This is a genomic window from Nonomuraea sp. NPDC005730 (assembly GCF_040630865.1).
In the GTDB taxonomy this organism is placed as follows: domain Bacteria; phylum Actinomycetota; class Actinomycetes; order Streptosporangiales; family Streptosporangiaceae; genus Nonomuraea.
Genome location: NZ_JBEXYK010000021.1, coordinates 105849 through 130969, shown reverse-complemented (window position 1 = coordinate 130969; position 25121 = coordinate 105849). Strand labels below are relative to the sequence as shown.

Annotated in this window: 22 protein-coding genes and 1 riboswitch; of the genes, 10 read left to right on the top strand and 12 right to left on the bottom strand. The window is 71.2% G+C overall.

What is annotated here, in order from left to right; translation table 11 throughout:
• The 4 genes from ABZ444_RS24575 to ABZ444_RS24560 all read right to left on the bottom strand — a co-directional run.
• A partial coding sequence (locus ABZ444_RS24575) for an ATP-binding protein (protein ID WP_358001039.1) occupies window positions 1-1148 on the bottom strand: 1148 nt, incomplete at its 3' end.
• A 6-nt stretch (window positions 1149-1154) separates the two neighbouring features.
• On the bottom strand, window positions 1155-1700 hold the full coding sequence (locus ABZ444_RS24570; RefSeq protein ID WP_358001036.1) for a histidine phosphatase family protein: 546 nt from the start codon (window positions 1698-1700) through the stop codon (window positions 1155-1157).
• Window positions 1701-1705: 5 nt separating this feature from the next.
• Window positions 1706-2491: a CbtA family protein gene (locus ABZ444_RS24565; RefSeq protein WP_358001033.1), complete on the bottom strand. Its 786-nt coding sequence runs from the start codon at window positions 2489-2491 to the stop codon at window positions 1706-1708.
• Window positions 2492-2500: 9 nt separating this feature from the next.
• Complete coding sequence (locus ABZ444_RS24560) at window positions 2501-2692, bottom strand: CbtB domain-containing protein (RefSeq protein WP_357981809.1); 192 nt, start codon at window positions 2690-2692, stop codon at window positions 2501-2503.
• Between the two features lie 34 nt (window positions 2693-2726).
• Window positions 2727-2856: riboswitch (cobalamin riboswitch) on the bottom strand.
• Window positions 2857-3040: 184 nt separating this feature from the next.
• Here ABZ444_RS24560 and ABZ444_RS24555 point away from each other — a divergent pair.
• The 3 genes from ABZ444_RS24555 (at window position 3041) to ABZ444_RS24545 (ending at window position 5318) form a co-directional block, all read left to right on the top strand.
• Window positions 3041-3472 carry a nuclear transport factor 2 family protein gene (locus ABZ444_RS24555; protein ID WP_358001030.1) on the top strand — a complete coding sequence of 144 codons (432 nt, stop codon included), beginning with the start codon at window positions 3041-3043 and terminating at the stop codon, window positions 3470-3472.
• Between the two features lie 293 nt (window positions 3473-3765).
• Entirely contained in the window at window positions 3766-4332 is a 567-nt protein-coding gene (locus ABZ444_RS24550; RefSeq protein ID WP_357981796.1) for an RNA polymerase sigma factor, read from the top strand.
• Window positions 4329-5318, top strand: a complete 990-nt coding sequence (locus ABZ444_RS24545; RefSeq protein WP_358001027.1) for a CU044_5270 family protein — start codon at window positions 4329-4331, stop codon at window positions 5316-5318. Before ABZ444_RS24550 ends, ABZ444_RS24545 begins: the two co-directional genes overlap by 4 nt.
• 91 nt (window positions 5319-5409) lie before the next feature.
• Here the strand turns inward: ABZ444_RS24545 and ABZ444_RS24540 are convergent, their stop codons facing one another.
• Together ABZ444_RS24540 and ABZ444_RS24535 are read right to left on the bottom strand one after the other, a co-directional pair.
• Window positions 5410-5985 carry a hypothetical protein gene (locus ABZ444_RS24540; protein ID WP_358001024.1) on the bottom strand — a complete coding sequence of 192 codons (576 nt, stop codon included), beginning with the start codon at window positions 5983-5985 and terminating at the stop codon, window positions 5410-5412.
• A gap of 12 nt (window positions 5986-5997) precedes the next feature.
• Window positions 5998-6183 carry a hypothetical protein gene (locus ABZ444_RS24535; protein ID WP_358001021.1) on the bottom strand — a complete coding sequence of 62 codons (186 nt, stop codon included), beginning with the start codon at window positions 6181-6183 and terminating at the stop codon, window positions 5998-6000.
• A gap of 85 nt (window positions 6184-6268) precedes the next feature.
• On the opposite strand from ABZ444_RS24535, the gene ABZ444_RS24530 reads away from it, so the two are divergent.
• Window positions 6269-7120 (top strand): methyltransferase domain-containing protein, encoded by an 852-nt coding sequence (locus ABZ444_RS24530; protein WP_358001018.1) that lies wholly within the window; start codon window positions 6269-6271, stop codon window positions 7118-7120.
• A 79-nt stretch (window positions 7121-7199) separates the two neighbouring features.
• On the opposite strand, the gene ABZ444_RS24525 is transcribed toward ABZ444_RS24530, so the two are convergent.
• Entirely contained in the window at window positions 7200-8507 is a 1308-nt protein-coding gene (locus ABZ444_RS24525; RefSeq protein ID WP_358001015.1) for an FAD-binding oxidoreductase, read from the bottom strand.
• A gap of 105 nt (window positions 8508-8612) precedes the next feature.
• Between ABZ444_RS24525 and ABZ444_RS24520 the strand changes: the two genes are divergently transcribed.
• Complete coding sequence (locus tag ABZ444_RS24520; protein WP_358001013.1) at window positions 8613-11795, top strand: BTAD domain-containing putative transcriptional regulator; 3183 nt, start codon at window positions 8613-8615, stop codon at window positions 11793-11795.
• A gap of 206 nt (window positions 11796-12001) precedes the next feature.
• On the top strand, window positions 12002-12685 hold the full coding sequence (locus ABZ444_RS24515) for a hypothetical protein (protein WP_358001010.1): 684 nt from the start codon (window positions 12002-12004) through the stop codon (window positions 12683-12685).
• A gap of 269 nt (window positions 12686-12954) precedes the next feature.
• On the opposite strand, the gene ABZ444_RS24510 is transcribed toward ABZ444_RS24515, so the two are convergent.
• Both ABZ444_RS24510 and ABZ444_RS24505 read right to left on the bottom strand, forming a co-directional pair.
• Window positions 12955-13863: a hypothetical protein gene (locus ABZ444_RS24510; RefSeq protein WP_358001007.1), complete on the bottom strand. Its 909-nt coding sequence runs from the start codon at window positions 13861-13863 to the stop codon at window positions 12955-12957.
• Window positions 13864-14339: 476 nt separating this feature from the next.
• Window positions 14340-17453 (bottom strand): S8 family serine peptidase, encoded by a 3114-nt coding sequence (locus ABZ444_RS24505; RefSeq protein ID WP_358001004.1) that lies wholly within the window; start codon window positions 17451-17453, stop codon window positions 14340-14342.
• A gap of 366 nt (window positions 17454-17819) precedes the next feature.
• On the opposite strand from ABZ444_RS24505, the gene ABZ444_RS24500 reads away from it, so the two are divergent.
• Complete coding sequence (locus ABZ444_RS24500) at window positions 17820-18752, top strand: pentapeptide repeat-containing protein (protein ID WP_358001001.1); 933 nt, start codon at window positions 17820-17822, stop codon at window positions 18750-18752.
• 205 nt (window positions 18753-18957) lie between these two features.
• Here ABZ444_RS24500 and ABZ444_RS24495 read toward each other — a convergent pair whose 3' ends face one another.
• Window positions 18958-19746 (bottom strand): integrase, encoded by a 789-nt coding sequence (locus ABZ444_RS24495; protein ID WP_358000998.1) that lies wholly within the window; start codon window positions 19744-19746, stop codon window positions 18958-18960.
• Window positions 19747-20193: 447 nt separating this feature from the next.
• Here ABZ444_RS24495 and ABZ444_RS24490 point away from each other — a divergent pair, with 447 nt between their 5' ends.
• The 3 genes from ABZ444_RS24490 to ABZ444_RS24480 all read left to right on the top strand — a co-directional run bounded on the left by ABZ444_RS24490 (window position 20194) and on the right by ABZ444_RS24480 (window position 22958).
• Window positions 20194-20505 carry a PadR family transcriptional regulator gene (locus ABZ444_RS24490; protein WP_358001042.1) on the top strand — a complete coding sequence of 104 codons (312 nt, stop codon included), beginning with the start codon at window positions 20194-20196 and terminating at the stop codon, window positions 20503-20505.
• On the top strand, window positions 20502-21398 hold the full coding sequence (locus ABZ444_RS24485; protein WP_358000995.1) for a hypothetical protein: 897 nt from the start codon (window positions 20502-20504) through the stop codon (window positions 21396-21398). The genes ABZ444_RS24490 and ABZ444_RS24485 overlap by 4 nt, the downstream gene beginning before the upstream one ends.
• Window positions 21399-21653: 255 nt before the next feature.
• Entirely contained in the window at window positions 21654-22958 is a 1305-nt protein-coding gene (locus tag ABZ444_RS24480) for an MFS transporter (RefSeq protein WP_358000992.1), read from the top strand.
• 287 nt (window positions 22959-23245) lie between these two features.
• Here the strand turns inward: ABZ444_RS24480 and ABZ444_RS24475 are convergent, their stop codons facing one another.
• Both ABZ444_RS24475 and ABZ444_RS24470 read right to left on the bottom strand, forming a co-directional pair.
• Window positions 23246-23623: a GntR family transcriptional regulator gene (locus ABZ444_RS24475; RefSeq protein WP_358000989.1), complete on the bottom strand. Its 378-nt coding sequence runs from the start codon at window positions 23621-23623 to the stop codon at window positions 23246-23248.
• Window positions 23620-24441: a hypothetical protein gene (locus tag ABZ444_RS24470; RefSeq protein WP_358000986.1), complete on the bottom strand. Its 822-nt coding sequence runs from the start codon at window positions 24439-24441 to the stop codon at window positions 23620-23622. Before ABZ444_RS24470 ends, ABZ444_RS24475 begins: the two co-directional genes overlap by 4 nt.
• Window positions 24442-25121: the final 680 nt, after the last annotated feature.

Here is a 25121-nt window from a genome sequence, read left to right as displayed (position 1 = left end):
GCCGTCCGGCCGTCCGCCGGGGGCTCGGCGCCGGTCGGCCGGTCCCGCGTGCCCGGTCCGGTGCCGTCGCCCGGTGGCGGCGCCCCCGCAGGTCCGCCGGGCCCGGGGTCGTCGGGGCCGCCGTCCGGGTCGTCGTCGCCGGACGTGCGTTCCAGCAGCTCGTCGAGCAGCGCCTCGTCCAGCCCAGGAGCGTCGAACGGATCCCGCCGCCTGCGATGCGGCAGCGACAGCCGGGCCGCGGCCCGCACGTCCTCGGTCGTCACCGTGTCGCGGTCCTGCCAGGCGGCGTGGGCGATCGCCGCGTTCGCCGTCACCAGGTCGGCACGCAGGCCGTCCACCTCGAAGGCCGCGCACACCGTCGCGATCTGCCGCAGCCGGGCGTCCGGCAACCGCACGCCCGGAACCCGGGACCGCGTGGCGGCGATCCGGGCCGACAGCGCCGACTCCTCCCCGGCCCATCGATGCGCGAACGCCGTCGCGTCCGCCTCGAAGGCCAGCCGCCGCCGCACCACCTCGGCGCGCTCCTCCGGGTCGCGGGACGCCCTGACCTCGACCGTCAGCCCGAACCTGTCCAGAAGTTGCGGACGCAGCTCGCCCTCCTCCGGGTTCATGGTGCCCACCAGCAGGAAGCGGGCGGCATGGCGCACCGACACCGACTCGCGCTCGACGTAACACGTGCCCAGCGCGGCCGCGTCGAGCAGCAGGTCCACGAGGTGGTCGTGCAGGAGGTTCACCTCGTCCACGTACAGGACGCCGCGGTGGGCGGCCGCCAGCAGCCCCGGCTCGAACGCCTTCACCCCCTCCGTCAGCGCCCGCTCCACGTCGAGCGAGCCGGCCAGCCGGTCCTCCGACGCGCCGACCGGCAGCTCCACCAGGGCGGCCGGCCGTTCCACCCCCTCGCCGCGGGGCTCGTGCGGCCCGTCCGGGCACTCCGGATCGGGTACGACGGGATCACAGGCGAACCGGCAGCCGGGCACCACGGTCACCGTGGGCAACTGGGCCGCCAACGCCCGCACGATCGTGGACTTCGCCGTTCCCTTCTCCCCGCGTACGAGCACCCCGCCCACCCGGGGCGACACCGCGTTCAGCACCAGTGCCAGCTTCAGGTCGTCGAGCCCGACGACGGCGCTGAACGGATAGGTGACGATCAAGACTCAGGCCTTCCGGTTGACGTGGACCACCCGCCAGCCGTCCCGCGCGACGGTCAGCTCGGTGGTGGACAGAGGAGCCAGGTCGAAACGGGCCGCGCGCAGCGGATCCAGCCCCAGGACGTGGCCGAGCGCCGCTCTGATGACGCCCGCGTCGCAGACCACGACGGCTCGCGGCTCGTCCCGGACCGAATCGAGCCAGCCGGCCACCCTGGCGGCGAGCGCGGCCAGCGACTCACCGCCGTGCGGGGCGGCGTGCGGGTCGGCCAGCCAGCTCGCCAGCGCGTCCGGCTCCTCCAGCGCGACCCGCCCGTACGGCAGGCCCCGCCACCGGCCGCAGTCCGCCTCCGCCAGGGCGGGGGTCTCGCGTGCCGCCAGCCCCATGGCGGCGGCCGTCTGCCGCGCGGCCCTGCCGGGAGCGGCCCAGGCCGCCGACGCCTCGACGGGCCGTAACGCGGCGGCCCTGGTCAGGCTCGCCGCGTCGGCGTCCTCGTCGGCGGGAAAGCAGCCGGCCCGCATCCCCGGTGTCGTGGCATGCCGGACGAACAGCACCCTGCTCAGCTCGGCGCCGCGACCAGCGGATGAGCCGCCGCGCGTCGCTCCGCCCGGTCGCTCGCCCAGCCGAACAGCACGCCGAACGCCGCCCAGAAGACGAGCTGCGTGCCGATCGAGGCGAGCCGGAACTCCCACAGCAGCGTGGCGGGGAACCCCTCGGGCACCTCGTCGACCGCCGGCAGCAACCACCACGCGGCGACGACGGGCACGAGGAACGCGACCGCCGCCGCCGTCCAGCGCGCCCACGGGTCGCCCTCGACGCGGCGGGCCGTCGCCACCGCGATCGCCGTCGCCGCCAGCCCGACGAGGATCATCACCACGTAGAGCAGCGTGCGGCTGTCGATGGTGTCCGGATCACCCACCGCAGGCGGGTTGGCCGGATATTTCACGAAGGGCACGAGGATGATCGCGGCGAACGCCGTACCGGCCGCGGCCACTGCCAGCCGCCCGTCGGAACGTGGGCCGACCCGCCCGCGCAGCCCGGCGAACACCAGGGCGAACACCCCGCCCACGGCGAGCCCGTAGAGGCCGGTGGCCAGGAACAGCCCCGCCTTCTGCACGGGCCTGCCGACCACGGCCTCCTCGCCGTGGCTGTGCTCGGCCGCTTCGGCGTGGCCGTGCCCGGCCGTCCCGGCGTCCGGATCGGGCGACCCGGACCGGGCGGCGGCCTCCTCCAGGGCGATCGCGTGATCCACGCGAGGTTCACCGAAGGCGAAGGCGAAGGCGCCCGCGATCAGTCCGGCCAGGAGTCCGATGAGCAGACCTCTGGCCAGGAAGGTGCGTACCATGCCCGGCCCTCAGTGGCAGGGCACGCCGAGCAGGTGACGCCCGTCGTGCATCAGCTCGTGCAGGAAGGTGCCGGTCTGGGAGATGGCGCCGTTGTCCATCAGAACCAGGTAGGCCACCAGCAGCAGCACGGGCACGGCCAGCAGCAGCCAAGGGCGCAGGCGCGGAAAGGGAATCGTCGAAGGGGTGGACAACCCACTCATGTCAAGCCTCCTCAGGGGTCACGCGTCCCATATCACGAGGTCACGGCTGCCAAGCGACCTGGCTCCCGGGATCCACGTCCCGGATACAGTGGCGCGTCCGCACCGGCATCTCACCGGATTTCCCTTGGACAACCGTGAAATCTACCGGAACGTATCCTTTCCTCACGTTCGCGTCAATATGCGAACGATGGCCCCCGGGTCGCCGGCCAGGTACGCCCCGTCCCGGGTTCGCCGCCACCCCGCTCCGTGCCAAGGCAGTCAGGACTGCGGATCTAGCATGCGTTGGTGATTCGACCGCATATCGGGAGCCAGGTTGGGCATCGAGCGATTGGGGAGGGATCCGGTGCCATGAATGTTGCCCGCGAGGTGCGCGACCGCTATACGGACGCGTTCAACGCTCACGATATGCAGGCGCTACTTCGCACTTTCAGCCCGACCGGGGTGTCCATCAGCCCCGAAGGCGTATCTCAGGGACACAGCGAGCTGGCCTCCTATCTGGAGGAGTTCTGGGCGGCATTCCCCGACGTCCGGGCGGTGATCACGGAGTCCTCCGAAGGTGAGGCCACAACCGTCGACGAGCTTCTCATGGTGGGCACCCATCGAGGGCCGTACACCATGCCCGACGGTCAGGTGCTTGCCGCGACGGGTCGCCCTGTTCGTTTGCGATGCTGTTATGTCTGCACGGTGGAAGACGGACTCATAACGAGTTTGCGCCTGTATTTCGATCAACTGGAGCTGCTCAGCCAGCTCTCCTGCTCGGTGACTTTGCTCCGTCCTTAGCGGATCGCATCCGCTCGTCCTGCACCTGGCAGATGTACCTTCAGCAGGGCTCTGGTCGATCTTCGCGACCGGCCGCACTCCGGCCACATGACGACGGAAACTCGGCGTCAACGGCGCCCTGCTGTCACTGGGCTTCGTCATCGGGACGATCGGCGGCGGCCTCATCACCAGCGGCCGGTTCCGGTATGCAGCCGCGCCGGCTCCCGCCAGGCTGGGGTGAGCAGACGTCGTGAACACTTGTCCCGTGATCGGTGAAGAACCGGTGTGAACCCAGGGATCGAGAGGTGACCTCGATGTCACGCGCGCTGCCGGCCCAGGCAGCGGACGCCGTGATCATCGAACAGTCCAGGCGGGAGCCGGAGCGCTTCGCCGCCATATTCGACCGCTACTACCCCGAGATCCACGGCTATGCCGCGCGCAGGTTAGGCGCGGGCCTGGCCGACGACGTCGCCGCGGAGACGTTCCTCATCGCCTTCGACAAACGGGCAGGCTACGACGTCTCCCGCGCCGACGCGCGGCCCTGGTTGTACGGCATCGCCTCCAACCTCATCGCCCGCCATCATCGCGCCGAAGTACGCCAGTACCGGGCCCTGGCCAAGGCGGGCGCCGACAGCCCCGTGGAGGACCACGCCGACCAGGTCGCCGGGGCCGTCGACGCGGGAGCCCGCACGTCCCGGCTGGCCGAGGCGCTCGCCGAGATCGCCGATCGCGATCGGGACGTGCTGCTCCTGGTCGCCTGGGCGGAGCTGACCTCGGAGGAAGCGGGCAGCGCGCTCGGCATCCCGGCCGGAACGGCCCGCTCACGACTGCACCGGGCCCGCAGAAGAATCCAAGCCGCACTGGAAAGGGACGGATCATGAACGACCTCGAAAGGCTGCGCGAGGACTGGGCGCGCCCGGCGCCGCCGGCCCCCGACGCCCAAGCCGCAGCGCGGGCGGCTCTCCTGGCCCGCGCCGGCCGTCCACGCTCCAGGCGCGGATGGGCGATCCGGGCGCTGGCGGTGGCCGCCGGCGCCGTGATCATCGCTACCGGGGTGAGCGTGTTCCAGGGAGAGCGCACGCTGCCCGCCGCCAACGCTCAGGTGGTGCTGACCAGGATCGCGGCGGCCGTACAGGAGAAGGAGTTCGCGCCGCCCCGCGGCGACCAGTGGATCTACACCGAGAACCGTGACGTGGGCTGGGACAAGGGTATCGACCAGGGCGAACGGCTCACCCCGCGGACACCGCTGCCGGAGACGCTCGACCCGCTCTGGACCCGGGCCGACGGCAAGGGGGTGGGCTATCTGGTGAACGGCAAGCTGCAGACCTCCGATCCCGGTGAGAGGGCGCCGGAGAACACCTACGCGTTGCTGGCCTCGCTGCCGACCGACCCTGACGCGCTCCTGGCCAAATACCGTGAGCTCTACCAGGGGCAGGTCCCTGCCGACGACGAGTGGATCTTCCTGCGCTTCGCCGTGACCCTCAGCCAGAACCTCGTCTCACCGGAGCACGAGGCCGCGATCTTCCAAGCGATAGCCAAGCTGCCCGGAGTGACGGTGGACGAGACGGCGACCGACACCGAGGGACGTCCCGCGGTGTCGGTCTCTCAAGTCGCCGAAGGCTGGCGCAAGGTCGAAATCCTCCTGGACCCCACGACCTACGCCTACCGGGCGCGGCGGGAGACGGCGATCACCGACCATGAGGAGCGTTATCCCAAGCCGAACGGCGCCCTGATGTTCACGATGAAGGACGGCGAGTGGGTCCCCGTTCCTCCTCATCTGGAGTGGAGCATCGAGAAGGGAACGACCTGGTCGATCTCCACCCGCGTCGCGATCGGCGTCGTGGACCAGGCCGGGGAGCGGCCGTGACCCTCCTGGGCCTGGACATCCCCGACACCACCACGACGGAGGCCGTCGCCGCGATCAACCGCACCACCGCGGGCGCACACGGAGACGGGCGTCAGGCCGTCTCCCGTGTGGCCCATGCGCGCACGTGCGAGACGTCGAGGAGTTCGGCTCCGTCACCGAGCGGCGGCGCCCCGGAGCCCCTGCACTCGACGTACCGGTCGAGGAACGCCGGCGTCAGCGCCCCCACGAGCCGGGTGACGCGCTCCCCGTCCACGAGGCCGAGGTGGCCGAGGTGGCCCAGGCGGTGCTTGTCGGGCAGCAGCGCCAGGTCCGTGAAGTCCCGGTGCCCGGCGTCGGCGATCTTGACCCGGACGACTTCCTCGCGCAGCCCCATATGGCGGAACTCCTCGTAGAACAGGTCACTGTGGTGCCCGCCGCCCTCGAAGTCCGCGTACAGGCCGAGGACCGGCACGCGGGCGGAGCGGCCGAAGAGGTCGGGCATCAGGCGCATGCCGTCGAGGTTGACGGCGGCGCGGCCGCGCGGGTCGGCGTGCGCGGCGCCGGCGGCGGCGCACCCGCCGAGGGACATTCCCATGTACGTCAGCCGCGTCAGGTCGCAGGCGCCGGCGAGGTCGCCGAAGGGGCCGTCCGGTGTCGCGGCCGACAGCGCGACGGTGACGGCGATCATGCGGTCGCGCCACTATCGCTGCATCGCTGCGGTCGTCGCGTACGCGGTCAGTCGCCGTACCGCTAGTTCGGCCAGCAGCCGCGCGCCGTCGTCCAGCACCACGTCGTCGAACTCCGCGCGTGGCGAGTGGTTCTCCTCCGCCTCGTCACGGCCCAGATGCGCCGGGCGCGCGCCCAGGAACACGAAAGCCCCGGGCACCCGCGCCAGCATACCCAAGGCGTCGTGCCTGACTTCATCCGATGTCGTGCTGACACAGCACGCGGAAGATCGTGAAGATGTACGCATGAGTGCATCGCAGCCCTTCGCCGGCCCCGGTTCCGCCCCGGATCACCGCTACCTGCTCGACAACGCCCGGGTGGAGGCGGGCGAGCGGTTCACCTGGCTGGCCGAGCTGTTCGACGGTGTCACACTGGGGCACTTCGACCGGCTCGGAGTGCGGGCGGGCCGGCGTTGCTGGGAAGTCGGCGCCGGAGGCCCCAGCATTCCCGAGGCACTCGCCACGGCCGTCGGGCCGACCGGTCACGTGCTGGCCACGGACATCAATCCGGCCTGGCTGGACCCGCACGGCGGGTACGAGGTGCTCCGGCACGACGTCGTCGGGGACCCGCCGCCGCGGCCGGGCACGTTCGACCTGGTGCACGCCCGGCTCGTGCTCGTCCACGTGCCCGACCGTGCCCGGGCGCTGGCGACGATGGTGGCGGCGCTGCGCCCCGGTGGCTGGCTGCTCATCGAGGACGCCGATACCGAGCTGCAGCCGCTGGCCTGCCTCGACGAGGCCGGCCCGGCGCAGCGGCGCGCCAACCGGCTGCGGCGCGCCGTCCGGGAGTTGATGACCCGCCGCGGCGCCGACCTGCGCTTCGGCCGTACGCTGCCGCGGGCGCTGCGTGCGGCCGGCCTGGTCGACGTCGCCGCTGCCGGCTGCTTCCCGGTCGGCGGGGTGGCCTGCGACCGGCTGGAGGCCGCGACGGTGCGCATGGTCCGCGCCGAGTTGCTCGCCGCCGGTCTGGCCGACGACGCCGAGATCGACGCGCACCTGGCCGCCGTCGAGGCCGGCGAGCTCGACCTCACCCTCGCGCCGCTGATCTCGGCATGGGGACGCCGCCCGGAACAGCCCGCGGCGCCCGGGCCGCGCTGAGCCACAGACCGGTGAACACGGCGCCGGCCGGGGACGAGGCCGCTGACGCGCTCTGCTCCCGGCGGCTCCCCGGCGGTCGTCAGGCGAGGACGGGAAAGTTGCTGCGGAAGGTGCCGCGGGGGTCGCGGGACCGCTTGACGTCCCGGAGGCGGGCCAGGTCGTCCGGGGCGAAGGCGGCGGCGGCGCGCTCGCCCGGCGCGAGGAAGGTGAACGGTTTGCGCCCCGACGTGCCGGGCACCAGCGCCCCCGTCAGCCGGTCCATGCGCTCGCGTACGGCGGCGCCCCCGTCCTGCCCGGGGATGCCGAACAGGTACAGCGCGTACGGCTCCTCCAGGTGTCCGGCCGGGATGCCGGAGGGCCGGGCCAGCGCGCCGCCCAGGTGCCGGAGCTGGACGCTGAGAAGCGGGTCGATGGGCTGCTCCAGCAGCGCGGCGGCCACCTCGTCGGTCAGCCCGGTCAGGAGCTCGGCGCGGGACATGCCGGGGCCGGGGTCGGTGGGTTCGGCGGTGATGCCGCCCAGTCCGGCGACCGGCAGCACGGCGCGGGAGTCGGACAGTCGCCCCGCGATCTTCTCCAGCGGCCGCATCAGCGTCTCGGCGTCGCCGCCCGCGCCGAGGTAGGTGGCGTCCACGGCCACCAGCGGGGCGGCGCCGGGGAACTGCAGGAGGTCGTACCAGAGGGTCAGCTGGTCGGGTGCGGTGGCGGTGATCTCGCGGTAGGCCTCCAGGACGGCGGGCGCCATCGCGGCGGGCCACAACATGCGGCCGCCGTAGAGGTCGGGGGCCGGGTGCAGGTCGAACTCGATCGCGGTGACGATGGCGAAGTCGCCGCCGCCGCCGCGCAGGGCCCAGAACAGTTCGGGGTCGTTGTCGGCGGTGATCCGGGCGCGCGTGCCTGTGGCGTCCACGATGTCGAGGGCGCGTACGCTGCCGGCCGCCCAGCCGTGTGCGCGGCCGAACCAGCTCAGGCCGCCGCCCAGGGTGTAGCCGGTGACGGTCACCGCCGGGCTGCTGCCGGCGAGTCCGGTCAGCCCGTGCGGGCTCGCGGCCTCCTGGACGCGGCCCCATTTCACGCCGGCCCCTGCGCGGGCGACGCGTTCGACGGGGTTCACGTGCAGGTGGTCGAGGCGGGTGGTGCGCAGCAGGATCGCCTCGCCGGTGTCGCCGGTGGCTCCGTGGCCGCTCGGCTGGGTGGTGATGGTCAGTCCTGCCAGGTGGGCGTGCCGGACGAGCGCGGCCACGTCCTCGGCGTCGGCGGCTTCGACCACGGCCTGCACGGGCTGGTCGATCGCCAGGTTCCAGGGGCGCCTGGCCTGCTCGAATCCTTCGTCGCCGGCTGCGAGCACCGTGCCGCGGACCACTCCGCGAAGTTCGTCCCCGAAGTTCATGTTCATGCCTTTCGCAGCTGTTTCCTGGTCGATGGCTCCACTTTGCCGGTCGGGGGCTGGGGTCGAGCTGGGATCGAGTTGAGGTGCCGTAGGGTGGGGACGGACATGGCAGGGTTGGAGTTTCGGCTGTTCGGGCCGCTTGAGGTCACCGGCGAGCAGGGTGTGCTGGACCTCGGCACGCGTAAGCAGCGTGCCCTGGTCACGATGCTGGCCCTGGAGCCTGGCCGGGTGGTGTCGCTCGACCGGCTCATCGACGAGCTGTGGGCGGGGGAGCCGCCCGCCGGGGCGACCCGCACTCTTCAGGCGTACATCGCCCACCTGCGCCGGGTGCTGGAGCCCGGCCGGCCGCCGCGTACCCCGCCGCGGGTCCTGCTCACCCGTGAGCCGGGCTATCTGCTCGCCGTCGCGCCCTGTCAGGTCGACCTGTGGCGTTTCGCCGCCTGGGCCGGTGAGGGCCGCACGGCGCTGGCGGGTGGCGCGCCCGGCCGGGCCGTCGAGTTGCTCGACCGGGCGCTCGGGCTGTGGCGGGGCGAACCGCTGGGGGAGTTCGCCGGTCAGGAGTTCGCCCGGTCGGTCGCCGCGCGGCTCGCCGAGATACGCGTGACCGCCCTGGAGGACCGTTTCGACGCCCGCCTGGCTCTGGGGGAGGACGCGCCCTTGATCCCCGGTCTGGAGGCGCTGGTCGGGGCGGAGCCGTACCGGGAGCGGGCCTGGTCGCTGCTCGTGCGCGCGCTCTACCGGGCCGGACGGCAGGCCGACGCGCTGGCCGCGCTGCGCCGGGTGCGTGAGCGGTTGTCGGCCGACCTCGGGCTGAGCCCCGGCCCCGATCTGCGGGAGCTGGAACGCGCGGTGTTCGACCAGGCGCCCGAGCTGCGTCCGCCTGTGCCCGAGCCGGTGGCGCCGTTCGTCCCGGCCGCCCCCGAACCGGAGGGCGAGCTGCTCATCGCCCGCTCGGCCGAGCTGGAGCTGGTGGCGCGGGGCCTGGGTGCGGCGCGGCGCGGCGACGGTGGGGCCGTGCTGGTCATGGGGGAGGCGGGCATCGGCAAGACCCGGTTCGTCCGGGCCGCCGCCGACCTGGCCGCCGCGCGTGGGTTCCGCGTCGCGTGGGGGCGCTGCGCCGATCGCGCCGCCTCGGCCTTCTGGCCCTGGACGCAGATCCTGCGCGAGGCGGGTGATGCCACCGGGCTGCTGTCCGGCCGCACCCGTGACCCCGAGCAGGATCTGTTCGGCCTGTACGAGCAGGTCCTGGACGTCCTGGCCCGGCCGCCGGCGCCGCTGGCCGTCGTCTTCGAAGACCTCCACTGGGCCGATGTGTCCTCGCTGCGGCTGTTGGAGTTCGTCGCCGAGTCCGCGCTGCGGCGTCCGCTGCTCCTTCTGGTCACCTGCCGTCCCGAGCCCGGCGACCACCCCGATGAGCTGCGCGGGACGCTGGCGGCGCTGACGCGGTCGGGTGAGCGCCTGGAGCTGCCGCCGTTCACCTCCGGCGACGTGGCCGCCTTCCTGCGGACCAGGCACGTCGCCGACGAGCCGGGCCTGGTCGGCGACCTGCTCGACAGGACCGGCGGCAACCCCTTCTACCTGGGCGAGGTGTTGCGCCTGCCGCGCGGCGAGCGCACGGTCCCCAGCGGCGCCCGTGACGTGATCGAGCGTCGCGTCGCGCGCCTGCCGAAGGAGACCGGGGCCCTGCTCGCCGCCGCCGCCGTGGCCGGCCGGGACGTGGACGCCGCCCTGCTGGAAAGCGTCACCGGCAGCACCGCCGAGCAGGTGATGGCCGCTCTGGAGCCCGCCGTCGCCACCGGTCTGCTGGTCGAGCCGCCCGCCGGCCCCGACTACCGCTTCTCGCACGCCCTCGTCCAGGAGGCCCTGTACGCCGGGCTCGGCAAGCTCGACCGTTCGCGCCTGCACCTGCGTACGGGCCAGGCGCTGGAAGGCGTCCTGCCCGAGTCGCGGTCGGCCACGCTCGCCCACCACTTCTCCCAGGCGGGCCGCCTGGACGTCACGGGCAGGACCGTCAGGTACGCCTCCCGTGCCGCCCGGCACGCCGGGGCGCAGCTCGCCCACACCGAGGCGGCCGGTTTCTGGACGCTGGCCCTGTCGGCGCTCGAACCCGGCCGCGACGCCGAACGCGCCCGCCTGCTCACCGAGCTCGGCCACGCCCACCGCGCCGCCGGTCAGCCCCAGGACGCGCACCGCGACTGGGAGGAGGCGATCGGCCTGGCGAGAGCCGTCGGCGACCGGGAGGCGCTCATCTCCGCGGTCACCGCCATCGGCGCCCCGGCCCTGTGGAACTGGCGCCCGTACGGCGTCGTCGACCCCGACCTGGTCGCCGTCATCGAAGAGCTGCTCGACGGCCCGCTGCCGGACGCCGACCGCGCCAGCCTGCTGGGCACCCTCGCCCTTGAGCTGCACTACGGTCCCCGCGGCGCCGAGGGCGAACGCCATGCCGCCGAGGCGGTCACCCTGGCCAGACGGACGGGTGACATGCCGCTCCTGGCCCGCACGATGAACAACTACCTGCTGGCCGCGTTCCGCCCCGGACGCAACGCCGCGCGGCGCGCGATGGCCGAGGAGCTGGCCGGTCTGCCCGGCCTGCCGGTGAGCGGCGAGGTGCTGGCGCGGGTCTCCCTCATGTCCTGCCTGCTGCGCGACGGCGACCTGCCCGGCTGGGACCGCGAGCTGGCCCGCTGCGAGGCGCTGCTGGCCAGGTCGCCGAGCCCGGAGCTGGAGTCGATGGTGCGCATCGCCCAGACCCCCCGTGCCACCCTCGACGGCCGGTGGGAGGAGGCCGAGGACCTGCTCGCCCGGTACGGCGACATGCGGTTCGCCCCGACCGTGTGGGGCCGCCGGTTCCACCGGCTGGTGACCACGTTCACCTGCCGGCGCGGCCAGGGGCGGGTGGCCGAGGTCCTGGAGGAGCTGGTGGCCGCCGCGGAAGAGCCGCGGTTCGTGCCGCTCCGGCCCGTCGCCGTGCTCGCCGCCGCCGAGTCCGGCCGCCTTGAGCTGGCGCACGAGCTGGTGGCGCGCTGGGGGACCGACGTCCCCGACGACTGGGTGGCCGACTTCCTCGTGCCTGTCTGGGGCCTGGTCGCCGCCCGCCTGGGCGTGCCCGATCCGCGCGCGCTCTACGACCGGCTGCTTCCGTACGCGGACCTGTTGGTGGTGGCCGGCATGGGCACCGCCTGCTGGGGTTCCACCCATCTCGTGCTGGCCGAGCTGGCCCGCCGCCTCGGGGACGAGGACGCCGCCCGCGCCCACGCCGCCGCGGGGGCCGTGCCGCCAGCGAGCTAGAGCCGGCTCGTCGGGAAGGCATGTCGCTTTTTCTTCAACCCAAGAACGGAAGTCGAAAGGGAAGCGATTCACTGCCTCGACTGTTCCGTGAGAACGGCGAGCTGAGGTGGCCTCCGGGGCAAAGCCGGAGACAGCCCTTCTTCTCCCTGTACCGGACAGCGCAGATCCAGTAGCCTCGGCAGGCGCATCCGCACAAGAGAAGACTGGTGAATTACGTCATGCGTGATCCGGAGCATTTCGGCAGTGAATCGTTCAGCGCCGCCGCCCAGACGCTCGCCTCGACGATCACCGAGCATCTCGACGAAGCGATTTCTCTCGATGACACCCGAGATTTGTCGACCGATGTGCCATCGAGAGAGGCGCTCGTCCGAGCCATGCGCAGTTATTTTGCGGAATATTCGGCTCTGACGGGGGAAGACCTGCTCGCCTCCATCGAAGAGGTCGATACGGCAGATACAGGCGAACCGGAGGACCTCGACAGTGGAGGAACGGTCTCCATCCTGTCTCGCATCGATTACCATATCGAAGATTTCGATCAACTTCTCGAAGAGGGCCGAAAATCTTATCGGCAGATAGAGCCTGACGCAAGCCTGGAAGAAGTGAACGACGCTGTGCCTGACTTGAGTGGTGCCATTTATGAGATCATGCATGCCAATGGCGATCGAATCCCCTTTCCCTTCCCCTCCGGGATACCGATCGCGGGCATCACATGGTTTCTCGGAGTTGACGAGGCGATGGGGAAAGACGTGGAGCGTTGGCCCGAAGACCCCTTTGGGATCGCCTGCAACATAGAAGACGGCGAACTCATTTATCGGCATCGCGCCATCTATCACCTGACGGCAGAGGTGTTGGAGTCAATGAAAGAGCACGACCTCCATTTCGGAGAATAAGCCCAGAAGTGTGGAAGCCGAGGGTGCAAGCCCGGCGAGCCAGGCCGCCGCCACCCGCCCGGCCCGCACGGGGATCCTGTCCTCACGCCCGATGACCATCAGCCCAAGCTTCATCCTCAAGTTGAGTGGCGTGGAACACCGGGCCGAAAAGGCGGGCCTCAGTGGCACGTCTCCGCTACCGGGCGCGAGAAGTCGCCTGCGCATTCATTCGCCAGAGAGATCGTCCGCCGCCGGTACCTTTTCAGCCGGAGCCCACAAGCGTGACCGCGTCAGTTGCCGAATTCCTCGGCGACTTTCTGATGGATGGCCTCCAGCTTGGGGGTGTAGACCCGATAGAAGTCCTTGCCGCACTCCAGATCGTCCAGAGCGGCCTTGATCTCCTTGTCCAGGTACGGCCGAGCCTCTTCGGGCATGAACGTGGCTCCGAAGGTCCTCGGGAGCTCACCCTTCTCGCGGTGCTTCACGGGGGGAGCATGCTCGCGCTGCTTGCGGCCGATCTCGTCTTCCTGATCAGAAAACGCGTTCCAGCCGCGCGTCGCCAGTTGATCCGGCCTGGTGCCGGAGACCTTGTATCCCTTGCCCGTCAGGCACGTGGCCATGCTCGATGCCAGCTCGGCCAGTTCGGCGTCGCCGTCTATCTCGCGCTTAGCCGCCCTTTCCGCGGCGGCGTCGGCCTGTTCGAACAGGTCCCTGTCGGATTTCACCTCCTTGCCGAGGGCCCGCTTGGCCGCGACGACGACGCAGGCGCCCGCGGCCTTCCAGTAGCTCCTGTACTGAGCCGGGGAGAGCTTCGACAAGATATCCCCGTTGGGGTCGGCCCCTGAGAAGTCGGGCATGAAGTCGGGGGCGTCCGGCCCCTTCAGGTAGACGTACACCGAGAAGACCCCGAAGCCGTACTTCGCCCGCTGGGCCTTCAACGCCTCATAGTCGCCGGCTCTGCGCTTGCGCTCGTCGTCGGTCATGGGATCTTCCGCCGGCACATAGGCGATGTACCTGAAGCCCTTCTGCTTCATGCAGTCCGCCTTGACGGATTCGAACTGGCGTCTCTTCTCCTGTGCCGTCGCGGCCGACTTCGACGGAGGGGAAGCGCCCTTCCCAGCGGGCTCGGCGTCGCCCCCGCAGCCGTCGAGCACGATCGCCGCGGCCATCGCCAAGGCGGTCATTCTGATGGTGTTCATGGTTGGTCTCCCCGTATTTCAACGTCACGCGCGCACGCGAACGCCGAGGCACCCGTACGGCTCGTGGTGGGGTCCGGCGCTCCCGCCGGCGCGCGTGAGCTGCTTCTTCCGTGGCTCACGTACGAGCTGGCGGCGGGCGCCGAGCACTGCCGCAGCAGCCGCCCGCCTGGACGTGCTGCGGCCCGTCCTCTGTGCCCCGGCCGGAGGTCAAGGACGCGACTGTCACGATCAGCGCCAATGTGGATCTGTCGAGTGTGCCGGGCAACCATACTACGTTCAATGGAGTACGGTCAATTCCGGCGCGGCGACCACGACCCCGCTCTGTTGCACGACCTGCGCTGAAACCCGGGGCCGCCCTCGATGAGGGCCAAGAGTCCCAGAAGCCCCGTGGGCACCATCGTCATCTCGGAGACGTGACCGAACCCGCCGAATGTGAAAGGGCCGCGGCGGCCCTTTCACACTCCCGGTCGATCCCGTCAGCCGACGGCGTAGGCGCGGACGACAGTTTGCTTGACGCTCGTCCCCGACGTGTCGGTCGCCGTGACCCTCAAAGAGACGAATCCGGCCGTGCGCGGGTTGGGCACGGCGGCCGTCCAGCCGGAGCGGGTCCGGACGCTCGGCAGGGGAAGCCAGTTCGCGCCGTCGTCAAAGGACATCTCAAGGCTGAGCGACTTCACCTTGGCCCCCGGCGCGCCGGGGTTGCGCTCCAGCCGGATGGGCACCCTGGTCACCGTACCGGGACGGGCCCGGTTGAACGAGTCGAGACCGGCCGGGGCGTAGCGGACCGCGAACAGCGGGAGCGGCTTCGCCTCGGACGTCTGCTCAGATGTGAAGGTCCAGGCCGACTCCACGGTCGACGACAGCGCCGTATACGGCTCCTGCCTGCGCATCGAGGTGGTGAGCGTGTACCGGCCCTGCTCCGCCGGTAGCGCGGCGGTGAGCAGGCAGGGCTTGAGCCACCACCGGCAGTCGGCCAGGGCGGTCTCGGCGATGGTCCGGCCGCCGCGAGCGAGGGTCGCGGTTCCGGTGGCGGCGCTGTCCTCGCCGGTCCGGCCCTCGACGCTGTCCGCGAAGAGGCGGCCGGCGTCGAAGGAGAGCCCGTCGCCTGTGCGGGTTCCGTTCGGTTGCGCGAACGAGGGACCGGCGACGGCGGCGTTCCACACCTCCTTGGTGTGGCCGCGCTCGATGACCTTGCCGGCGTCCCACACCTCCGACGTATCCGTGCGCCATGAGCTGTCCCAGGTGAGGCCGGGAGTGCGGTAGTAGGTCGCGGTACCGGGGAGCGTCACGTCCTGCCGGAGCGTCGCGGAGAACTCGGCGCTCGGCTCCTCGCCGAGTCTGGGGGCGAAGTACGGCCGGCCCTTTGCCGCGAGGCCGGGAGCGAGGAAGGTCGCCTCCACCTTCGCCAACTCCGCACGCTTGGCTCGCTGGCCCAAGTCCGCCGGGAGCCCGCCGGTACGGCGATCGACCAGGTCATAGAGGGAGCCGCTGGTGGAGTCCCAGACGGACCTCGCGTAGAAGAGCAGCCCGGCCTGCTGCACGGGGATGACGTAGAACTCTTGGCCGACGTCGAACGGAGCCCGCAGGCCGAGCGCCCACTTGCCGCGCCCCACAGCGAAATCCATGACGTCCCTGGGCGTGGCCGTGGGGTCGTCGATGCTGAAGCGGACCGGACGGCCCTGGCGGGCGTCCAGCGTGATCTGCTGGTCGCCGTTGTCGACCCGGAAGACGGTGTGGGTGAGCGTCAGCGAGGTGGATCCGGCGATGTCTGCGTAAAGGTTCCATTCTCCCTCCGGCAGCCGCAACTTGGCCGTTGCGCCCTGGAAGACCGGCCTGCGGATGGCGCCGGTGCGGGGGTCATAGAGCTCGGCGGAGACGAAGGTCTCGCCGTCGTCTCTGCCGACGGCGGAGATGGTCACGTCGTACGACTCCGGCTCGACGTACGCGCCGGCCAGGGTGCGGATCTCGCCCGAGCCCGAAGTGGCGGTGACGACGCCGGGGTAGTCGCCCGGAGCCTTGCCGGTGGCGTCGATGGTGAGCGTGAGCGACGCCGTGCCGTGGGCGGGCACCTCGAGGCGTTGTGCCGAAAGCTTCAGCACCTCACCACCCTGCGTGCCGAGGTCCAGGGTGACGGGGGTGGCCCCGGTGTTCGTGTACGTGATCGTCTTCGTGGAGACGCGCTCGCCCTGGCCGTCCCAGGGGAAGGCGGCCCACACGTTGGCGGGCTGGGCCACGACCTGCTGGGCCAGGCCCCGTACGAGGTCCACCCGCCCGGCACCCTGCTCGTACGGCGTGACGCCCGAGGTGGGGGCGGCGCTGCCGATGAGGGCGGCCTTGAGCTGCTGTCCGGTCCAGTCCGGGTGCCGCTGCGCCATGATCGCGGCGGCGCCGGCCACGTGCGGCGCGGCCATCGAGGTGCCGCTCATCTCCACGTGCGTGCCGCCCGCCTGGGCGGCCATGATCTCCACGCCGGGGGCCGTGAGGTCCGGCTTGATCGCGTGGTCGCCCTCCCGAGGGCCCTTGCTGGAGAAGGCGGCGACCACGTCGTTGTCGTCGACCGCGCCGACCGTCAGGGCGGCGTCGGCGCTGCCGGGGCTCTCCACCGGGGCTTCGTCGCCGCTGTTGCCCGCGGCGATGACGAACAGCGCGCCGGTCTGCTCGGACAGCGTGTTCACCGCCTGTTCGACGGGATCGACTTCCGGGGTGTCGGGGTAGCCTATGCTCATGCTGATGACCTTGGCCTTGACCTCGGTCGCGGCCCACTCCATGCCGGCCAGCATCGCGGAGTCCGAGGGGCCGTAGCGGCCGCCGACCTTGCCGATGGCGAGGCTCGCGCCGGGAGCGACTCCCCTGTACCGTTCATCGGCTCCGGCCACGATGGAAGCGACGTGTGTGCCGTGTCCGAGGAGGTCGCGGATGTCTGGCTCGTCGGAGAAATTCCGTTCGTGGGCGACCACATCCTTGAGGTCAGGGTGATCGGGGTCGTAGCCGGAGTCGAGCACGGCCACCGTGACGCCCTTGCCGGTCATGCCCTGCTTCCAGGCCTCGGTGGCGCCGATCTGCTTGGCGCTCTTGTCGAGGGTCCAGGAACGCAGACCGTCGAGCCAGAGCTTGGCCTTGCCCGCCGCCAGCGCCCGGGCGCCGCCGCCGGTCAGATCCTTCCAGCTCTGGGCGGCGTTCTTCTTCGAGACCTGGAGGGTGGACATGCCGAGCCCGGTGAGTCGCCGTGCTCCTGGCAGGTCCACCGACTGGGTGATCAGGGGGATGTCGGGCCGGTCGGCGTCGCCGTACCGCCATTTCAGCAGTTGGGTCACGTCGAACAGCCGCGGGTCCAGGACGCCCTGGGCGAGCAGGGGGCGGGCGTCGAACGGGATCACATGCAGGTGGCCCTCGATCACCTGCCGGGCGAATCCCGTCCGCCTGCCCGGTCCGGGCTCCACGCGCACGCTCGCGCCGGTGACGATGACGCGGTCGCCGGTGATCAGAGTGACGGCGCCGGTCGCCGCGGCGGGTGGTGGCCGGTCCGGCGGCGGTGCCACGGTGATCGTGCCGGCGAGGAGCGCGGATGCGAGGATGCCGCCTAAGCTCATGAACTGCCTCCAACCAGAGGTGATCTTGAGTGAGGCAGCGACCATACTTCCTTTAACGTAGTATGGTCAAGGTGTCCCCGGCCGCAGACGGCCCCCGCCTGGGGGCGGGCCGTGCCCTGCTCATCGGCACGGACGAAGCCGGCTGTTCCCTGTCGTGTCAGCTTTGGTGCACCATCTTTGCTTGGAAGCCCGCCAGGTAGGCGGTGGCGGTCACACCCGGCGCACACGCGAACGGTCGGGAGGAATCTGATCTGAATGAACGCACCCCATGACCCTGTCGGCTCCGCCAGGTCGTCCCCGGGTCCGGCGCCGACCGGCGCGTCACCTCCCCGCATCGCGGCACCGACCCAGGACGAACTGGACGGATTGTCAGTCGAGAAGCGCCTGGAACTACTGGAGGCTCAACGACAGCGCGATGACCAGGCGCGCGAACGTCGACGGCTGAACCGCCACCAGTGGTTCAACAGCGTAGGCATCCTGCTGGGTGCCCTCTTCACCGCCGGCAGTCTGATCACGACCGCAGTGACGTTGCGGAACGGGCAGGAGGAGCTGCGAACCGCGCGTGAGGGACAGATTACCGACCGGTACACCAAAGCGGTCGAACAACTCGCTTCACCCGCGACCGATGTGCGGTTCGGCGCGATCTATGCCTTGCAGCGGATCGCCGCCGACTCCCCTGAGGACCGCCTCACCGTACGAAGCGTGCTGGCGGCGTTCGTCCGCAACCACGACCTGTGCACACCACGGCCCGCGCCACAATGCACCGCTTCGATCGTCGAACTCGCCGTGGTCCGGACCATCGCGGACCTGCCGCCAGATGTCCACGCGGCCCTCACCATCGCCGCCGGCCTGACTGTTCCGGGAGACCCGCTCACCGATTTCTCCCAGGTCCGCTTCCCTCGCGCGGCGCTCAAGGGCATCCGGCTGAGCCGTACGGACCTGCAAGGGGCCGATCTGACGTGGGCCGGGTTGTGGGACGCGGACCTGAGCAGTCTGAACGCGCCGGAGGCGTGCCTCACCTACGCACGGCTGCGTGGCGCGGACCTGAGCAGGGCGAATCTGAGACTTGCCGAACTGTCGGGAGCCGATCTGACCGGAGCAAACCTGTCCGGAGCCGATCTGCGCGGCGCCGATCTGCGGGGCGTGAACGGGATGAGCCCAGACCAGATCCGGGCCGCCGCCAGCACGGACTCAGCGACCCGGTTCGGAGAGAAACGGGTCAAACCACAATCATGCGGACCGCCCAACAAGCTCGGCGGCCCACTCGACGAAAACCCCGAGCCCCTCCACTCCGGGTAGGGCCCGGTACTCGGGTCGGCGCCACCAGGGGCGAAGTAACTCTGCGTGCCCGAAAGTGTCGTTGCGCGGGCTCGTAGGAACAGGGCGCGCGGTAACGCCTGGTCGTGGGGTTCGTTGCCTTCGACCGCCGCCATTGGGGGAACCCGAGCCCTGCTCGGTGGCAGCCCAGCAGAACTGACCAACGGCCGGGCTCCGCCGGTGACGGTCAGGTCTCGCCGAGGTCGGTGCAGTGTGTGATCGTCGCATCGTCCGCCGCCACCGCGTGGCGCGCCTCCGCCTGCCGGACACGGCGGATGATTTCGGCGGGTCCGCTCGCCGCCATGACGGCCATGACCTCTGGCCAGTCGGCGAGCTGGAACTGCTCCACGATGCGGCCGGCTCCGTTGCTGAGCAGGACGGCACCGGTCAGCTCGGAGATCGGGCAGCTTCCGGTGATCGCCTCGTCCGCCGCCCGGGGGTCGTCCTTGGCCAGCCAGAAGCCGCCCGGCTGGTTGCGGTTGGCGCGTAGGTCCCGCAGGAGTCGGTGGTACTCGTCGCTACCCTTGGCGGCGGCCTCGATCGCGGGCTGGTAAGACCGGCTGATGATCACTTCCCGGGGATCGGAGATGACGAGCGGCGCATCGTCTGCTCTGTCGAGCACGAGGAACGAGTCACCGAGCACCAGGTACTCGATGAAGCCGCCGGACAGGCGCAGGACGGCTACGGTCGCGGACGGGCTGATGGGGTCGGCGACGTCGCAGGTGTCCCGGTGATCGTCCGTGACCTGCTCGATGGCCTCGGCGAGCAGCGCCGAAGGGCTGCGGTCCGGTACGAGCGACAAGAGGCTGAGGAGGCTGCCTCCCAAGCGAGTGGCATACCAGGCCACGCCGTGCCGGCAGATCGATTCGGTGCCGGGGATGCCGGCGCCGTCGAGCAGCACCGCTGCCGTTGGTACGGCGCCGGTGAAATCCTCGTTCGCACGGTCAGCCCGTTTGGCAGCGCTCGTCGTCGTCACTCGCATGTCCTGCCGCCGCCCTCCCGTCGATCAAGGCGTCGACCTTACTACGGCCGACCTACCTGGAGCCCACACCTGCCGCTGGGCAGACGCGTGGGCCATGATCTGGCCCTTGATCGGTATCCGGATTCGCCGCGAGCCGGTCCGCGCCTGCCGCCGTAACCGAAGGCGCGCGAGGTCGCGGACCAGCGGAACCCGCGTGTGGGTGACGAGGTCGGCCGGGTGCAGCGGGTCGACTGGCGGCGGGCGTCCTGCACGCCGTTGCCGCCTCACGTCTGAGCGGCGCGCGCTGAGCCGGCCGGTCCCGCCGCGAGGCCGGACGCCCTCGCACCACCCGCGGTCACGGGCAAAGGGCGCTCCTGGAGCTGACCTCTCCCTGCCCGACGGCCAAGGCAAGCGACCCTCCCCATACTTCGACGGTCGATATATAGTCGGGCCGTGACCGGCATGACGGAGGCGACGTACTTCATCCTCGTCGCCCTGATGCAAGAGCCACTCCACGGATACGGGATCATCAAGCAGGCCCGGACCCAGTCGCTCGGCGAGGTCGATCTCGCTGTCGGCACCCTGTACGGCGCGCTCGACCGGCTCTCGGAGACCGGCTGGGTGCGGCTGGACCGCGAGGAGACCGTCAACGGGCGTCCGCGGCGTTACTACCGGATCACCGACGACGGCGTGCGCGCCGTCCGTGCGCAGGCGGCCCGGTTGCAGCGCGCCGCCGCACTCGTCCTGCGGCCGGGTGGGGTGACGAGCGCATGAGCCACGTTCTCGAGAAGCGGTACCGCCGCCTTCTGCGCGCCTACCCCGAGGACTACCGCGCCGAGCACGGCGAGGAGCTGATCGGCACGCTGCTGGAGGCGGCCCGGCCCGGGGCCCTGCGGCCGTCGCTCCGCGAGACGCTGCCTCTCCTGGCCGGCGGGTTCACCGTGCGCGTCCGGGCCGCCCGGGCGACCGGCGTGCCGGGGTGGGCCGACGGCCTGCACCTCGGCGCGCTGGTCGTGGCGGTGCTCACCTTCGCGCAGCTTCCTGTCCTGCCGTACTTCAACTACAGGGTGTGGACGGCGCTCGGGGTCGTTCTGATGGTGGCGCTCGTGCGGGGATGGATGCGGGTCGCGGCTCCTGTCGCGGCGTTCGCCGCGGTGTGGACGAGCCGGCCCATCGTCGGCGGAGGGTCCTACGTCCCGGTGGTCGACGTCGGCCCGCTGTACGGTGACCTCGCGCCGGTCGCGCCCTACTGGGTGGTCGCGGCCGCGTCGGCGGTCCTGGCCGTTCGGCGGACCGGGGCGGGCCGCACGTCGGGGAAGGCTCGATGGTGGGGCGCGACGATGCCCGCCCGGTCGCCGTGGTGGCTGCTCGTCCCGCCGGCCGGCTGGGCACTGCAGCTCACGCAGGTGCCGACGGACGAGCCGGTCTTGGGCGCCGCACGGGCCGGCGTCGAGGTGATGATCCTGCTGCTGGTGCTGGCCGCCACGCTGGCCGTCCGGGACGGCCGCTGGGCGCTGGCCGCCGCCGTCCATCTGGTTCCCGGCCTGGTCTACCTGGCTGAGAACCTGCTGGTGACGAGCGTGCGCGGTTTCCTGTACTGGAGTGTGCTCACCGTTCTCGTGGTGGCCTCCTTGGTGGCGGCCCGGCAGGTGCGCGCCAGGGCGTGACCGTCGCCTGCTGCGGGCTCCAGCGGTGGATCACCGACTTCTTCCGCGCGGGCGGCCGTCTCGTACGAGTTCGCTTCCGACTCGGAGAACACATGTGCCCCCGACCGGTTCTGTCCGGTGGACAGCGCCATCTCCGGTAGGTATCTTCTCCGGGTCCCGCCCGGCCTGTCCGAAGCCGGAACCGGCGCGGCCTTCGCCTCCGAAGTGCACGTCAGGCCAGGTGACCGCACCCCCCGCATGCAAGGAAGACGCTTCGTGACCGACATCGTGCCCCTGCGGAAGAACGTGCGTTTTCAACTACTGTGGGTTGGTAGCGCGGTCTCTGAGCTGGGGTCGCAGCTCACCGCGCTCGCCATGCCGCTTCTGGTGCTGGCGATCACCGACTCGCCTGGGCTGGCAGGCGTCGTCGCCGGAGCTCGTACCGTCGCCTTCCTGGCGGTCCAGATGCCGGCCGGCGTCTGGGTGGACCGGTGGGACCGCCGCCGTACGCTCATCACGGCCCAGGGCCTCCAGGCGGTCGTCTCCGCGCTGCTGACGGCGCTGATCATCACCGGTCACGTACAGGTCTGGCAGTTCGTCACGCTGGCAGTGCTGGACGGGCTGTGCGTCGCGTTCATCGGTCCCGTCCAGGAGACGGCGCTGCGCGGCATCGTCCCCTTGGGCCAGCTGCACAGTGCCTACGCGCAGGAGGAGGCCCGTACCCACGCGGCCGGGCTGATCGGCCCTCCGCTCGGCGGCCTGCTGTACGGCCTGGGGCGGGCAGTGCCCTTCGTCGTCGACACCATCACCTTCCTTGCCGCCACCCTCTTCTACGCTCTCGCCAAGGTGCCACGCCGCCCGGCGGACGAGCCGCGACCCTCTGCCCAAGATCATGGCGAGGAGCGGCGGCCGATCCGGCCGAGCATGCGCCGGGAAGCGGCCGAGGCCATCACCTGGCTGTGGCGCCGGCACGGCCTGCGGGAGGTCACCGCAGCGGTGATGATCCTCAACCTGCTCGGCGGAGCGTTCCTCATCCCGCTGATCGTGCTCGTCGGCGAACGCGGCGGTGATGCTCGCATCACCGGCATGGTCCTGGCCGGCCTCGGAATCGGCGGACTGACCGGTGCGCTGCTGTCGGGCCGCATCAGCAAGCTCCTGCCTCCCGGCAGGCTCCTGCTGGCCGTCGTGACGGTCTTCGGTGCCGCGCTGGCGGCCACGGCACTGCCCTGGGGGGCGTGGTGGCCGATGATCCCGCTGGTGTCCATCACCTTGTCGACGCCCTCACTGAACGTGGTGATGAACGTGGTGGTCGCACGAATGGTGCCCGAAGCGATGCTCGGCCGGATGGGCGCGATCCTGAGCATGAGCGCGATGGCGCTCAAGCCGCTCGGGCCGGTCCTCGGCGGGGCACTGGCTGCGACACTGGGCGGCGCGGCGGCACTCATCGTGCTGGGCGGGCTGCTCGGCCTGACCGCCGCTGTCGCCGCGCTCAGCCCGGAGCTGCGCCGCTTCACCGGAGAAGCCTCCACGGCCGGAGACGACACTCCAACCGACGGCAAGTCCTCGCGCGCGCCCGCCTAGAGTCGATTCATGACGCGCCAGGTGACGGATTCGGGCAGGAGGTCGGCGAGCAGGCGTTCGGCGTACAGGCGGCGGGCTCGGTAGAAGGGGTTGATCACCGTAGCAGCCCCGAGGACAGCGCCCCGGCCGCCACCCGTTGCATGAGCTGCGGGGCGTGCAGGACGGAGTCGGCCATGAACGACACCATCGCGCGGATGTAGCGGGAGGGCCCGACGGCGTCCCTGGCACCGCCGTGATGTGCCCCCGGCCACGGCGCCCGGTGACGTGACCCCGCGGCCGGGGCGCGGTCATGACGAGGCCGGCGCCACCGCGCCGGACGTCAGAGCCGCCTGCACGATGCGGAGCGCTTCGGCCGCGTCGAGGCCGACGCTGGCGATCACGGCGGCGTAGTCGGCGGCGGCCCGGCGGGCCCGTTCCCGGCCCTCCTCACCGGCGGCCGACACGAACGAGCCCGCCCGCCCGCGCGTCTCGATCAGCCCCGCCTCCTCCAGCTCCCGGTAGGCCCGGCCGACCGTGTTGACGGCCAGGCCGAGGTCGGCCGCCATGTGGCGGATGGTCGGCAGCCGGGCGCCCACGGCCAGCGTACGGTTCTGGATCTGCCGGGCGAGCTGGGCCCGCAACTGCTCGAACGGCGGGACCGGAGAGCCCGCATCGATGACGATCACCGCAGGCCCACCGCGCGCCGCGCCGTGGCCGCGTACGACGGCGCCCTGACATGGACGGCGACCAGGGCGAGCATCCCCAGCACCAGGAAGCCCACCGAGGCGGCGCTCCACCACCCGGGCGCGAACCCGGACAGCAACACCACCGGCAGCGACCACAGAACAGCCGGCGCGGAGCTCTCGCGCGCGTCCTCGATCCGCATGACGACGTCGGCCGTCAGCGAGACCTCGTCCTCGGCCACGACGGGCCGGGCCAGCATCTCCCGCAGTTGCAGGACGGCGCCGAGGGCGACGCCGGTCACGGCGACCAGCAGCACGACGGCGGCGTGCCGCGCGGTGCCCTCGGTGACGACCAGCGCGCTCACCCCCAGCGCGAACGCGCAGGCGAAGGCGGCGCCCGCCATGACGGCGTAGGGCCGTCCGAGCAGGGCGGCCCAGCCGAGCTGCACCGGATGGGTCACCCGCCGCGGCAGGGCCGCCCCGGCGCGCCGGTCGACGCGCCGCACCCAGGCGTCCAGCAGCACCTGGGTCAAGAGCAGTGCGACGATCGACCCGCTCAGCGCCAGCATCAGCACCGGCCGGTTCGACCCGGACCCGCTGGAGGCTCCTGGCAGGGCGGCGACCTGCGCCAGGGAGGCCGCGACGATCAGCACGGCCAGAAGGACGCTGCCCAGCAGCCGCACCCGCCGCCGCACCGCCAGGCGCGTGGCCAGCAGCGGCGTCGGCGGGCCGTCGCCCAGGCCGTGCCGCCGCAGCCAGGTCTCGGCGCACCGGATGTCGGCCGGCGGCGGTCCGGCGTCGGACATGGAAGCGTTCGTCATGCCCCCTCCTTTTGTCGCAAGCTTTGTAGCAACATGGTGCGTCATGCCTTGCGACAAAGTCAACGTCCGGGACTTTTGTCGTCCCGATGGCGCAAGCTCCGGCTCGGCGGATCGGCAAGGGAGTGCCGACGCCTCGGGAGGGAGAACCGGCGTGGCCGGCGCGCCGGCCTCGGCCTGGACGCTGTCCGTAGCTCGTCCATCACGTTCTCGCGACGGGGGAGTCTGCGGTTCGGTGGCCAACCTCTTTTGCGAGACGGCCACGACCCGGGGGCGCAAGCCGCGGGCGACAATTCCCGTCAGGGTGCTTCTGGCCAGGGAGGACGTCACGATCCGCCGCTTCGCCGAGCGTGATGCCAATGTCCAGACGGTTTACGGAAAACCGCAGAGGTAATCGTCGGTCACCGTCAATGACGTCATCATGTCGGTGAATTAGTGGCGACCCGCTTCGGATGTTCACGCGGATGGTAAGCAATGTTACCGATCCGTGAACGCTCGTGCTGTCACCGGTGACGACAAACCGTTCAGGTTGGAATTTTGCAGACTTTATCGCATCACGTTGCCCGCTGTCAGCCGGATGCGGAAGGTGCCCAGAGCGATGCCTTTCAGCTGCGGAAATCCGCCCCGGCAGCCGTGCCTGTCGGACCGATTTCCCCGGTAGTGCGACCGCCGGCCCCCGCCCT